This is a genomic window from Sulfurimonas sp., from assembly GCF_026991475.1.
Taxonomy (GTDB): Bacteria; Campylobacterota; Campylobacteria; order Campylobacterales; family Sulfurimonadaceae; genus Sulfurimonas.
Genome location: NZ_JALXBK010000006.1, coordinates 16,227 through 29,202, shown reverse-complemented (window position 1 = coordinate 29,202; position 12,976 = coordinate 16,227). Strand labels below are relative to the sequence as shown.

16 protein-coding genes are annotated in these 12,976 nt (G+C 33.6%); 3 read left to right on the top strand and 13 right to left on the bottom strand.

Translation table 11 applies throughout. From position 1 onward, the window contains the following. The 3 genes from MV589_RS00485 to ahbA form a co-directional block, all read right to left on the bottom strand. Positions 1 to 607 (bottom strand): multiheme c-type cytochrome (locus MV589_RS00485; RefSeq protein ID WP_297431015.1); only part of this gene is annotated, 607 nt, incomplete at its 3' end. Beyond that, positions 608 to 1,018: a hypothetical protein gene (locus tag MV589_RS00480; RefSeq protein ID WP_297431013.1), complete on the bottom strand. Its 411-nt coding sequence runs from the start codon at positions 1,016 to 1,018 to the stop codon at positions 608 to 610. Further along, positions 1,011 to 2,009, bottom strand: a complete 999-nt coding sequence (gene ahbA / locus MV589_RS00475; protein WP_297431011.1) for a siroheme decarboxylase subunit alpha — start codon at positions 2,007 to 2,009, stop codon at positions 1,011 to 1,013. Before ahbA ends, MV589_RS00480 begins: the two co-directional genes overlap by 8 nt. Positions 2,010 to 2,152: 143 nt before the next feature. On the opposite strand from ahbA, the gene MV589_RS00470 reads away from it, so the two are divergent. From MV589_RS00470 to MV589_RS00460, 3 genes are read left to right on the top strand one after another with little or no spacing between them, the layout of a single operon-like run. Next, entirely contained in the window at positions 2,153 to 2,737 is a 585-nt protein-coding gene (locus tag MV589_RS00470; RefSeq protein WP_297431009.1) for a precorrin-2 dehydrogenase/sirohydrochlorin ferrochelatase family protein, read from the top strand. Next, positions 2,738 to 3,115, top strand: coding sequence for a hypothetical protein (locus MV589_RS00465; RefSeq protein ID WP_297431007.1), 378 nt, complete (start codon positions 2,738 to 2,740; stop codon positions 3,113 to 3,115). A 23-nt stretch (positions 3,116 to 3,138) separates the two neighbouring features. After that, entirely contained in the window at positions 3,139 to 3,957 is an 819-nt protein-coding gene (locus tag MV589_RS00460; RefSeq protein WP_297431006.1) for a cytochrome-c peroxidase, read from the top strand. Here MV589_RS00460 and MV589_RS00455 read toward each other — a convergent pair. From MV589_RS00455 to MV589_RS00410, 10 genes are all read right to left on the bottom strand, one after another. After that, positions 3,947 to 4,852 (bottom strand): glycosyl transferase, encoded by a 906-nt coding sequence (locus MV589_RS00455; protein ID WP_297431004.1) that lies wholly within the window; start codon positions 4,850 to 4,852, stop codon positions 3,947 to 3,949. The two genes, MV589_RS00460 and MV589_RS00455, sit on opposite strands and share 11 nt — an antisense overlap. 9 nt (positions 4,853 to 4,861) lie before the next feature. Beyond that, entirely contained in the window at positions 4,862 to 5,191 is a 330-nt protein-coding gene (locus MV589_RS00450) for a hypothetical protein (protein WP_297431002.1), read from the bottom strand. 323 nt (positions 5,192 to 5,514) lie between these two features. Continuing rightward, on the bottom strand, positions 5,515 to 6,252 hold the full coding sequence (gene cobA / locus MV589_RS00445) for a uroporphyrinogen-III C-methyltransferase (RefSeq protein ID WP_297431000.1): 738 nt from the start codon (positions 6,250 to 6,252) through the stop codon (positions 5,515 to 5,517). Beyond that, positions 6,252 to 7,376: a radical SAM/SPASM domain-containing protein gene (locus MV589_RS00440; RefSeq protein ID WP_297430997.1), complete on the bottom strand. Its 1,125-nt coding sequence runs from the start codon at positions 7,374 to 7,376 to the stop codon at positions 6,252 to 6,254. Before MV589_RS00440 ends, cobA begins: the two co-directional genes overlap by 1 nt. Before the next feature lie 8 nt (positions 7,377 to 7,384). After that, positions 7,385 to 8,497, bottom strand: a complete 1,113-nt coding sequence (locus tag MV589_RS00435; protein ID WP_297430995.1) for a cytochrome D1 domain-containing protein — start codon at positions 8,495 to 8,497, stop codon at positions 7,385 to 7,387. After that, complete coding sequence (locus MV589_RS00430; RefSeq protein ID WP_297430993.1) at positions 8,494 to 8,814, bottom strand: c-type cytochrome; 321 nt, start codon at positions 8,812 to 8,814, stop codon at positions 8,494 to 8,496. The genes MV589_RS00435 and MV589_RS00430 overlap by 4 nt, the downstream gene beginning before the upstream one ends. Positions 8,815 to 8,909: 95 nt before the next feature. Next, entirely contained in the window at positions 8,910 to 10,619 is a 1,710-nt protein-coding gene (locus MV589_RS00425) for a nitrite reductase (RefSeq protein ID WP_297430992.1), read from the bottom strand. A 65-nt stretch (positions 10,620 to 10,684) separates the two neighbouring features. Continuing rightward, positions 10,685 to 10,837, bottom strand: a complete 153-nt coding sequence (locus MV589_RS00420; protein ID WP_297430991.1) for a hypothetical protein — start codon at positions 10,835 to 10,837, stop codon at positions 10,685 to 10,687. Positions 10,838 to 10,848: 11 nt separating this feature from the next. Further along, positions 10,849 to 12,282 carry a cbb3-type cytochrome c oxidase subunit I gene (locus tag MV589_RS00415; protein WP_297430989.1) on the bottom strand — a complete coding sequence of 478 codons (1,434 nt, stop codon included), beginning with the start codon at positions 12,280 to 12,282 and terminating at the stop codon, positions 10,849 to 10,851. Continuing rightward, complete coding sequence (locus MV589_RS00410) at positions 12,272 to 12,958, bottom strand: c-type cytochrome (protein WP_297430987.1); 687 nt, start codon at positions 12,956 to 12,958, stop codon at positions 12,272 to 12,274. Before MV589_RS00410 ends, MV589_RS00415 begins: the two co-directional genes overlap by 11 nt. Positions 12,959 to 12,976: the final 18 nt, after the last annotated feature.

The window sequence follows — 12,976 nt, the reverse complement described above, 5'->3', positions numbered from 1 at the left end:
CACTTATTTTTGATGTACATACTTGAAGCTTATGTGAATTTTCTTTGTGCGAATGGCATCCCATACATACATTACCATTATAAAAAATTTCATTTGTAAAGTCTATGTCATGATAAGGAGAGCCACTTTCTTTGTTTACAAAACCAAAAAGAGATTTTTGCATTTTGTATTTTTTATCATTGTTGCTTTTTTCACTTTCTCTAGCAGAGTAAAGAATGTGTTTATTTGTTGTTATGATGTTTACATTTGATTGGGCATGCTTTTGAATGCTTTTTATATTGTGACATGAAACGCAAGAGACACCTTCGAGTTGTCCTCTATTTTTAATAGGGAGTGCTTTTTCATGATTTTTAAGTTTTGTAAGTATGACTTTGTCATTTGGCGTATGACACTTAGCACACTCATAAATTCCTTTTTTCTTAAATGGATGTTTGTCCCAGACTGCTTTATGGACAGGATCTGAAAATATAGAAGCTTTTCTGTGTTGTGACTGGTAGTATTCGTTATAAATGACAGGGTGGCATTTTTGACATACTTGAGAAGATGTAAACTGATCAAGCGCATTTAAACCACTTAAAGTAAATAAAAGAAATAGTAGATATTTCATCTATTTTCCTTTTGTAGGTGTTGCTTTTTCTTTTGCAGCTATTGGTGCATAGTCAACACATCTTGCCAAATGAAAATCTCTTTCAAAGTCAGGATTTTTAAAGTAATCTCCCTCAATCCTCCAGCCTAGTTTCTTGGAAATAAGCACTGATTGTGAGATTGTTCTACGCATTTTATTTTCACAAATGATTGTGTCACCTTTGTTAAATATTTTTTTAACACCATCCATTCTGCTATTTGTTACATAATAATGTAAGCCTATCATTATGGCAAAAATAGAAAAGACTCCAATCATTCCTCTTTTAAATGCTACTTTTGGCATAAAATCTCTCGTTGTTACAAATGCAGTAACAGCCAAGAAAAAAAGCATAATAACCAAATATGGAATTTCTAGTTCAAAAAATCTATCCATTGTATCTCTCCTCCCACTCTTGAAATGCTGGTGTAAAGTACTCTATGCGCACTTTTTTAAATTCACGTGATGAATAAAGGGGCATATGTGATTTTGACTCTATCTCTTCTGCCATCTCTGCTATCATTGCGTTTGTCTCCTCTGTTGTTTTTCCATGAACCATTGTAAAAAGATTATATGGCCAGTTTTCATATTTTGGGCGAAGATAACAGTGGCTGACAGCACTAAACGCAGCAGCTTTTTCCCCTATAGCTGCTCCATTTTCTTCATCGACATCCCAGACAACCATTGCGTTTGCATTAAAACCAGCTTTACGATGGTTTAGGATGGAAGCAAATCTTCTCATTACACCAGCATCTTGTAACTCTTGTAAAATTGAGAAAAAAGTCTCATAATCAATATCTAGCTCTTCTACGATATTTTTAAATGGTTCACTGACAAAATCAATGTCATTTTGTGCGCGCATAATGATTTCGTGATGCAAAGGTGTAAGCTCTATATCTTTATGAATTACTTTCTTTACTTTCTCTTTTTTATCATCTTTGCCTGTTGTATTGAGTTTTACATTGATTTTAAAAAGTTTTAGAGTAGGAAGTACGATGTAATCTTCAGCCTCTGTAAGTGCAGCTAAAGTTTCAATAGTTTTATCAAGTCCAAGTTTGGAATCTGGTGCAACAGCCATAGTAAACCAGATATTAAATTCGTGATTTCTTTCATAATTATGTGAAACGCCAGGGTGACTATTTATAATAGCAACGGCATCATCAATTTTATCTTCATCAATTTTAAACGCAACGAGAGATGATTTATATCCTAAACGTTTTGTATCAAAAATAGCTGATGTTTGGCGTATAATGCTCTCACTTTTTTCATTTTGTAAAATTTCCAAAACCTCTTCTTCACTTATCCCAAGTTCTTTGGCAATTACTTCAAATGGTTTTGCGCTTAATGGAAATTTTTTCTGTATTCTCGATAATATCTCTTGTTTCATAATCCTACTTTATATTAATTTTCAATAATTTGATTGTATCTATCTTTTTTTTATTTTAAATTGACATTTGTCAATAAAATATTGTTATTATATAGGATATTCTTAGACTCTAAAGTTAATATGGTATGATTTTAGGAAAAATAGTGAGAGATGGGGTAATTATGGGATATTTTCCAGCTTTTTTGAAGCTAGATAATAAAAAAATCTTATTAATAGGTGGTGGACATATTGCTTATGAAAAGTTGGTACATCTTTTAGATTTCACAAACGATGTAGATATAATCGCAAAAGAGTATTCTTCTGAGATGATGCATAAGATTGAAACGATGCGTTTAGGGTATGCAAAACGCGCTTATAAAAAGGGAGATATATCTGATTATGCTATAGTTATTGTAGCAATTGATGATATTCCCCTGCAGGCTGAGATTTTTGAAGAGTCTAAAAATTACAAGTGCTTGTGTAATGCAGTTGACTCTGTGGATTATTGCGATTTTATTTTTCCATCTTATATTAAACAAGATGATTTGACTATTGCAGTCTCTACTTCGGGTGCTTCACCAGCAATGGCAAAACATCTAAGACATTATTTGCAAGATCTTATACCGCAGAGTATCGGGGTATTTCTGCAAGAGATGAGATCTTTACGTAAAAGCTTGCCAAAGGGTAAAGAGAGAATGAAAATGCTTGATGAAAAAGCAAAAAAATATATTGAAAGTTGGAGTAATTAGATGAACGCAAAAAAAGGTTTTTTTCTAGGGTTATTGTTTGCATTTTTTGCATTAGGATTTATAGCTATACAAAAGGCTACACCGCCAGCAAAAGCGGATAGAATATATAAAGAAATTAAAGTTTATAGTCCTTATAAATTTGAAAAAAGAATGGGTGGATTAGCTATTGTTAATACAAGAACAGGTGAAAAAGAGAAGCCAAACGCAGCAGATGCACTCTATAGAATGGATGATTTGGACAAAAAATGGGGTAAAAAACATTTAAAAATTGTTGCAAATGATGTTATAGTCTTAGGGGATCACAATCAAACTGTGACAAAGATTTTTATTAAGACAACAAAAGAGAGAACGTGGCTACATAAATTTTTTGGTATTTAGTAAATTTAAACGAGGAGTAGGGGATGAAAAAAGTTATGTTTTTAACTTTAGCATTAGTCTCCCTCTATGCAAATGAGGAACTCAGAGAAAAAGCCTTAAGTAAAGGACTTCGACCAATTCCAAAAGACTTTTCTACACTAAAATCTCTTCGAGAACAGGCTCAAGGTCCAACACAAGCAAGTTTTGAGATGGCATCAACTCCTGAACTTATAGAGTCAAGAGTTGGGAAAAATCCAGAGTATATTAAAGCATTTAGAAAAGTCTTCGGTGAAGATGAAATAACTTTTGACAATATTACAAAAGCAATAGCAGCATATGAAAAGATTTTAGTGACGAGAAGTTCTTATGATGAATTTTTAGAGGGTAATGAGACTACTTTAACAAAAGAAGAAAAACGAGGATTGAACCTTTTTATAGATATGGGTTGTAAAGCCTGTCATTTTGGTCCTGCTGTTGGTGGACAAAAGATTCAAAAGTTTCCGCTACGAGCGTATAACAGTATTATTGATTTGACAACAACTTTTGATGAGAAGACGCATAAAAGACACTTTTCACAAATGCATTTTAATACTAAGATGTATCATCCTTTTCCCTTTAAAAATGTAGGTGGATTTTTGGGTAAAAATGGAACCTGTTATTTTCGCGTTCCTATTCTTAGAAATATTTCTAAAACAGCTCCATATTTTCATAATGGAAGTGTAAAAGAACTGCGTGAAGTAATAAAAATGATGGGGAAGTACCAATTAGGCATAGATATGACTAAAGGGCAACTAGATGCACTAGAAGCTTTTTTAAAATCTCTTGATGGAAAGCTGGTTGAGTATAATTTAACTAAAAAGTAGTCTCTTTTACTTTTTCATAGGCTTCATCTATACTTTGTGCATTTTCAGTAACAAAAAGATAGATGGCTGCGTTTAGCTCTGCCAGTTTTAGATATTCATCTGAAGGATTGTTGAGTTGTTCTAATGACTCTTTACGTGTGATTTTATCCCATGATTTTTTATAATGAATACCAAAATGCTCAGGGTCAATGATATACTCTTGTGTTTTATGGTCATCAACCATCCATAAGCGTCCTTTACTGAACAACTCAGGTGTGCCTTCATTGCCTTGAATAAGTGCAATCTTTTTATATCTTCCTTTTAAAATTTCACTGTATTTTTTAACAAAAGGTTTATGAAATATACCGGTGATAGCAAAGTCACTCTGTGTAACACCAGAAAGTTTTTCAATAGTGCTAAAGCTTGTGCGCAGACCAAGTCTATTTCGTATACCTGTTAACTGATGTAGTTTAGAGAAGAAATTTTTCCTATCAAAATAGTGTACATTTGCAGTAAGGTCAATTTGAGTTATAATCTCTTTGATGGTGATACCATCTTTTGCCGGTTGTTTTTCATCGCCTGCGACAACGAGATTTAGTCCGTGACTCTCTAACACTTTTGCAACAAGTGGAAATATATAGGGATTTTTTGCTTTTCCATCAAAAGGGTAGCCAAGTTCAATAGAATTTTTGACCTCACTTCTTTGGATGTTTGCATCACATGCAGCTAATGCACCACGAAACTCTTCTGTTGTTTCAGGTTTTAATCTCCAGCCAAGTAAAAATGCTGCTATTTGTTCATTTGGAACGCTTTGGTCTAAGATTTGAGTCATCATATCTTTACTCTCTTCAAAACTTAAATCTCGATTACCTTTGACCCCCGTTCCAACTGCATGTATATATTTGAAAAAATCCAAAATTATCCTTTATTTTTCACCGTTTAGTTTATCTTCTATAGCACTTTGTAAATCACTATTAGCCGGAGTAAGATGGAAAGAATCTTCTGAAAAATGAATTGTTACCGCCTTTGAAGATTGATCTTTTATTTTTTCAGCTAAAATAGCATGATTTGTAAATTCAGTCATAATCCATCCATTTTCCTCACCCGCTTTTACTATTAGTTGATGTACTTTTGAGAGTGACATCTTATGAGAAAGTTGAACATAGTCTGTAGTTGGATTAGGTGATGTGCTACATCCTATTATAACTAGAGAAGAGAGTAGTAGAAGTGTTAGCCGTAAAAATTTGTTTCGCATTTTGTATTCCTTTTTTATATAGTGTAATTTCTTCTTATAAAGAAGTAATGAATATGATATAATAATAATTATAAAAAAACTTTAAATTTATTGGATTTATATGTATATGCACGATTTAATCATCATTTTAGTCATGACTTTCCCAATGTTTCTGTTCTCAATTTATCCAGGGATAGTTGTTAGTGAATATTTAGAAAAAAAATATGGTATAGATGAGTCAAAAAAAAGAATAGTTATGGTTGGAATTACTTTTCTTTTTGCTTTGACATTATCTACATTACTTTATTATGTGTAGGGTGATTGGTTGAACTTTTAAAAAAAGATTATTGTTGTTCAAACCATTTAAGTTGATCTCTTAATTTAACAACCTGACCAACAATGATAAGTGCCGGAGTAGGGACACCTTTTGCTTTTTGTACTATATTGTCAAGGGTTCCAGTAACGACACTTTGATCTTTTGTAGAACCTTTTGAAATAACGGCACAAGGGTAATCTCTGGGTTTTCCAATCTCTATGAGTTTTGCTGCAATTTTTGAAAGATTGTGTAAGCCCATTAAAAAGATAATGGTATCGTCTGTCTTGAAATTTTCCCAAGGTATTTGAGAGACTTCTTTGTTTGGAGACTCATGTCCTGTCACAACACGAAAGCTTACTGCAACTCCACGGTGAGTAACAGGAATACCCGCATATGCTGGGACACTTATAGCAGAAGTAATCCCTGGAATAATATCAAAGCTAACGCCACGCTCCTGAAGATATGCTCCCTCTTCACCACCGCGTCCAAAAACAAATGGATCACCACCTTTTAAGCGAACGACTACTTTATGTTTAAGTGCATTTTGATAGATAACCTCATTTATTTCATCTTGTGGTAAGGTATGTCTGCCATCTTCTTTACCAACATAAACAAACTCACAACCATCTTTTGCCATTTCTAAAATTTCAGGGTTTGCAAGTCTATCATAGATAATGACATCTGCTTGCTTAATAACGCGATGCGCCTTGAGTGTAAGAAGTTCAATATCTCCAGGTCCAGCGCCTGTTAGGTAAACTCTGGTCATTAAATTCCTTTTCTTTCTTTATCTGTTAAATAACAAGATGGATCTTGCGCCCATAAATCATCATAAATGGCATACGCACGACTACGAGAGCCTCCATTACATATATCTATGACATTACACTCAGAACAAATTCCACTTATGTCTCTAGGAAACTTACGTAACTTTGTTAGTATATCATTTTCTTCATCTAACCAAATATCACTAAAAGGACGCTCCGTCATATTTCCAATATAAAATGGAAAAAATGGGTCAGGTTTTACTCTTCCCATCCAATCAATATTTCCAAGTTTTCTTCCTGCACTATTTCCACCCCAACTTTTGAGTCTTTTAATCATTTCATCTCTAAGTTCAGGGTATTTTTCAGAAAATTTTTCTAAAAATATAAGAGCATCCATTTCCATATTCCCAGTAACTATATCTATATCTTTACCATCGCGAATATATTCAAAAGCTTTATCTATAATAAACTCTACAAATTGACGTCTTTCCTCTTTGGATATATCAATTTTGAGATTATCCAATCCTCTACCTGAATATACAAGATGAGATATGTAGATCTTATCTACACCAATTCTTTCAGCTAACTCAAATATGGAGTAAAAACTCTCTTTAGTCTCATTGGTAATAGTAAAACGAATACCCGCATTACCTCCATGCTCTTGGATAAGAGCAATGGCAGCTAAACTTTTTTGATAGGCACCTTTTAACCCACGAAATTTATCGTGCACATCTTCTATACCATCTATGCTAATACCTATATAATTAAATGTTTTTATGATTTCATCAACATTTTTATCGTTTACATATAAACCATTTGTTGAGAGATAAGTGACAATACCAGCATCTCTCATAGCTTGAGATATTTGAAAAATATCTTTTCTAATAAGTGGTTCACCACCTGAGAATATAACAAATTTAATACCAGCTTTTAAAAGTTCAGGTATAGAATTCAATATAAATTCAGTACTTAAAAAATCTTCAGAACTTGGATCTGCATAGCTATAACAGTGATGACATGCCAAGTTACAGCGATTTGTGAAGTTCCAAATAACGATACTTCCATTGAGAACTCTCTCTTTTTTTCCTGCTGTAACAGACTTTATAAGATTACTTAATCTAAACATATACTACCTTATTTTTGTGTTTTAGAATCATATAAAAATATACCTGATGATTTAGGTACTGGCCACATGAATTGTTTCCACCATTTCATAGGATTTGGATTTGATACATTATAAGCTAAAACTTCATTAGCAGTATTTACACTAAAATAGAGATGTTTTGTATCGTTTGACCAACGAACATGTAGTATCCATCCTGGAAATTTAAATGTACGTACTATTTTTAATGTTTTCGTATCTATAATTTGCACATATGGAAATTTTTTACCACTAAAAGTTACCGCTAGCCATTTTTTATCTGGACTTAAAGCTGTAAAAACAGGATTTCCTTCCACTTTGATAGAAGTAATATAATTAAATTTATGGTCAAATACAAAAACTTTTTCATTTCCGACTGCAGGAATGAAGAAATACCCTTTACTAACACTCCAGAAACCAAAATGAGGAACTTTAAGTATTCTCTCTTTTTTTCCCAATTTTAATGGAACTTTTTTATACTTCATAGTATCAAGATTAATGACTCCAATATCTGGTGAATTAAATAAGCCTACTACATAAAGGTTTTTATCAATAAGTGCATCAAATGGTACCTTTCCTATATTTTTAAATTTTTTATAAAGAACAAATTTAGGTAATTTTGCTTTTGGGTTTTTGTCTTTCATTACCCATATTTGATTTGTATCCATACATGCAAAAATAAGGTAATTTTTATAGAGTTTAATACCAACATTTCTACTACCCGTTTTAATGCTTTGTATTGGATTTAGATTTCTATCTAATATCTCAACAGTTTTGTTGTCATAATTTGCAACAGCAAGAAAATTTTTACCAATAATAAAACCTATAGCACTTTTACTTGTACGATACTCTTTAAGCTTTTTTTCTGTTACAGGATCAAATTTTATAACATAACCATCACGAGTGATAACATAGCCATCTTTTCCACGAAATTTTACGACAGCATGATTGAAATTATGCATATTTTTAATTTCATTTGTTTTTAAATTATTATTGATTACAGCTAAAGCTGAGTTTTCTCTTTCAACAATAAATATTTTTTCTTTTGCTTGTGCAAGAGTTGATATTGAAATAAATAGCAACAATGCATAAATTATTTTTCTCATTTTTTATCCTTAAATTTATATATATAATCAGTCAATGCTTTTAGTTCACTACTGTTTAAATCATTAAATGCTGGCATAGAATTTGTTTTATATCCCAAACTTTTATATGTGTTGTCTGGATCTGCAATTTGTGCCATAACTTCTTGGGGAGTTCTTTTGTTTGCTATACTCTCAAACGATGGTCCAAATGCCATAGCAGTTTCATGATGACATCCCCAACAATACTCTTGAAATAACTTTTTTCCAGCACCATCATTTGCAAAAACAGTAGAAGCAAATATGAATAATACAGAAGCAGATAATACCATTTTTTTCATAAATATATTCCTTACAAAAGTTTTATTTTTCTTATAAAAAGTATATTATTATATCTTATATAAGAAAAATATATGTCCTAAAAAGGACATATATATTATGCACCAGGAATTTTCTCTCTGTGTTCAACAGAATAAGTAAAAGTTGGTGTAGTGAAGTTGTACATATATTTTATAAATCTACCAGTTTTAGCATTGTAGATTCCAATACGACCTGTAGTCCATTCACTAATTGTTGTCCATCTACCATGATTAGCAGGTTCTGCATGCAACAAACGTGGTTGAACTGGTTTAGAAACTTTTGCACCATGTTTTGCAGTATATGGTACGAGTTCTTCTTTAGAAAGCTTCGAAGCTATCTCTTTATGTGTTACTGTTTTGTATTGCGTTGCATCCCAAGTTTGTAAAATTTTTCCAGTCTCTGCATCTATAAGATGACCTTTCTTTTTACCAACTTCAATAATTCTCTCAGTTTTAAGAGTTTGTTTATTGATTAGATACATTTTGTTATAATTTTTAACACCGCCAATCACACAGTCTGACCAAATATATGGAGTAAATTCACTTGTACCTACAAATAATCCACCACCAGCAGTTGGAACATTAGCTACAACCTCATTGTCCATATTCCAAATAACAACATCACCAACATTCATGCTGTTTGTAGCATTAAGTTGTCCATATTTGTCATTATACCAAGAACTACCTTGACCTGGATGTGGCTTAGTACCTGGACCAGTATAAACTTTTGCAGCAAGTTTGAGTGTTTTTAAATCAACAACACCCATTAAATCACTTCCCTGAGAAGCTACATATACAAATCGTCCAATTTGTTTACCCTCATTTTCAAAAGCATCATGTAAAATTTTACCAATATTAGGAATATCGCCTACAATTGGAAAGCCTGGTTTTGAATAATCAACTACATATACATGTCCTGCATCTTTAAGTGCAAATACAAAATAAGGTGCGTAAGGTGTATCTGCAATAAATGCGACACGACTTGGCTCAATATTTCCATCTGTATTTATAACACTAGAAGTAGGGTATACTTTAAGTGGTTCAAGTGTATGAGCATCACATAAAACAGCACCACCTGGATTATAGTTACCAACCATTACATATTTTCCATCAGGTGAAACAGCGAGTCCACGAGAATCTTGACCAACTTGAACACTTGCAAGTGCAGGTTGCCCTGGAGCGTTTAAATCAAACATAGTTAAACGACCTGAACGACTGATACAGTATGCATAGCGAGGAATTCTTTTGTTTGTTACAGTAACATGTACTGCATATCCAGCTTTATGACGAGATAAAACTTTCCCTGTTGTTGAGTCAATAAAATCAACTAAAGAAGCATCTCTTTCAGTTGCAAACATAATGTCTTTATCGCTTTTAACATCTACAGGATTTGGATATTTTGAGTATAAAGCTTTACGATCAGCAAGCTTTTTCCATGTTTTATGTACACCATCTAAAGTAAGCTTCAGTGTTACTGTGTTTTTCCAATCTTTTAGCCAGTTAACCATACCTGCAGCATCATCTTTTGTAAAAGTTGATTTCCAAGCTGGCATCGCTGTACCTTCTCTTCCTATTAAAATTGTTTCAACAAGACTATGGTTCTCTTTTTTCTTTAGTGCTTTTGGTCTTAAGTCAGCACCAACTCCACCTTGATGAATCGGACCATGACATCCCGCACACTGTTGTGTGTAGACTTTAGCAAAATTCATATGAGACGTACCTGCAAATAGTCCTGAACTGACTACAGCTAATGCTGCAACTGATGTAACTAATTTATTAAGTTTCATTTTTGTTCTCCCTAAAAAATATTTCTTAACTTCCCTCCTATAGAAAAGAGGGAGGTAATTTCTATCTACTCTTCACTTTCTAAACGCTTTTTCTCTTGAAAATAGATCCAAATCATTGGAAGAATTATCACTGTATGAAGAAAAAGTGTTAGAGTTAAAGGACCTTGATTAAGCCAACCAAAAAAACTTGGTACGACATCTGTAAACGGCTCAAACATCTTATGCCTCCTTATCTTTCATGTACTGGATTTTTACCAGTAGTTAGTAAGTCTTTTGCTAAAATAATGAAACCTGTAAAAATAACAAGACCCATTATAAGTCTCCAATCCATCGCTTGTGTAAACCACATACCACTTTGACCATCAAAATATCCTGACCACGTTGCACCCATTTGTGCACGAGAAACAATAACTTGAACATATCCCGCGATAGTAAGTGCTACAGTCATTCCCATCATACCACCAGTAATCATACTCGTAGCCCAGATAGAAGCTCTTGTGTTTTTCATCACTTTAATGCCATTCTTTCCTTGGATAGCTATGTAAAACATACCAATAAGAATAGTTGCATATGCTCCGAAAAATGCTAAGTGCCCATGTGCTGAAGTAAACTGTGTACCGTGAGTATAGAGGTTTACTTGTGGTAATGTATGGAAGAATCCCCAAATACCAGCGCCTAAAAAGTTTCCAAAGGCATTTAAAACAAACCATGTAAATGCAGGCTTATTATTGATTACTGAACGGGTATTTCCTTTTTCTTCTTCTGATCCCTGAGTTTTACCCCAGTCATAAAGAACGTGTACAAACATAGCTACAAGTGGTAAAGGTTCTAGTGCTGAGAATAGCGCACCAATTTCCCACCAATACTCAGGTGTACCAATCCAGAAGTAGTGATGACCAAGTCCAAGAATACCTGAACCAAATAGCATCGCGACCTCAATCCATAGCCACATTTCAACAACTTGACGATGTGCACCTATCATTTTAATAAGTCCATACGCAGCAATCGCACCAACGAAAACTTCCCAAGTAGCTTCAACCCATAAGTGGATTACCCACCACCACCAGTATTGATCAACTGAAATGTTATCTGTAAAGAACATACCAGCTAAGTAAAGACCAGCAAACGCAATCATATCTGCCATAAGAACAGTTACAATACCAGTTTGCTTTCCTTTCATACCTGTTAAGAAAAGATTTCCAACAAATCCTAAAGCAACAACAACAATACCCCAGTCAGCCCAGCGTGGTGCTTCAATATATTCACGACCCTCTGTAATAAACCAGATTGTAGTTGCATCTGCTTTACCAACTTGAATAAATAAAAATACTAAAACTACTACAACAATAGCAGCTGCAAAAATCCAAAAGAGTAACTTACCTATTTTAATACCTACTGTTTCAATTCCAGTTTCGTCCGGTAATAACCAATAAACAGAACCAAACATAGCAAATACCATCCACACGACTAATGCATTAATATGCAAAATTCTAGCAATTGAAAAGTCTAACACTCCATAAAGAAAACCGGGCATTACATATTGAGTAGCTGCTACAAGACCAAAAAGTAGTTGAGCACCGAACAAAATTGCTGCAAAAGTAAAGTACCATGTAGCTAACTGTTTTGATTCGCCACCAACACCTGTTAAGTAATTACTTGCCATGAACTGCTCCTTTTATTTTTCCAAAATTTCTTGGGAAGCCATTTGTATCAATAGATGACATATGTTTTAAAAATGCAACTAAACCTTTAGCCTCTTTTGCTGTAATACCAAGATCTGGCATCATACGTGCATGTGTAGGGTATTGGTCTGGATGTTGTAAGAATTCAGCCATAGCTTCTTCTTTCGTATTTTTTCCAGTTAGTGCTTGCATTGCACCATTTGGTCCCCATGCAGGATCTAACCATGCTTTTGTTAAGTCTGGTGCATAGTATGCGCCATTTCCTAAAAGTGTATGACAATCCATACAGTTTTTTGCTTGTGATCCCAATTTACCTAAGTGCAATAAAGCCTTTGCCTCTTTTTCTGAATAATCATCACGGCCAAAAAACTTCTCTTTTTGTTGAAAGAGTGAATTCCCTTTGCCATCATTTCCCCCTATAATAGGCACCTCATGACCACGTTTATTACTCATTTCATAAGTAATTTTGTAATTAATAACAGTAGGCCCTGGAACCCTTTTTGTTATACCCTCTTTAAGGTCTTTATCATTACCCATTGCAATTTGTGCTGATGTGTCGAACGTCAACCAAATTAAAAGTATTGATGCAAAACCGGTAACCCACGTTGCTGAACGCCTCCAGAAACGATTGTCACTCCATACAGATTTCTTTGCCACTGTATCCTCCTAAAAATT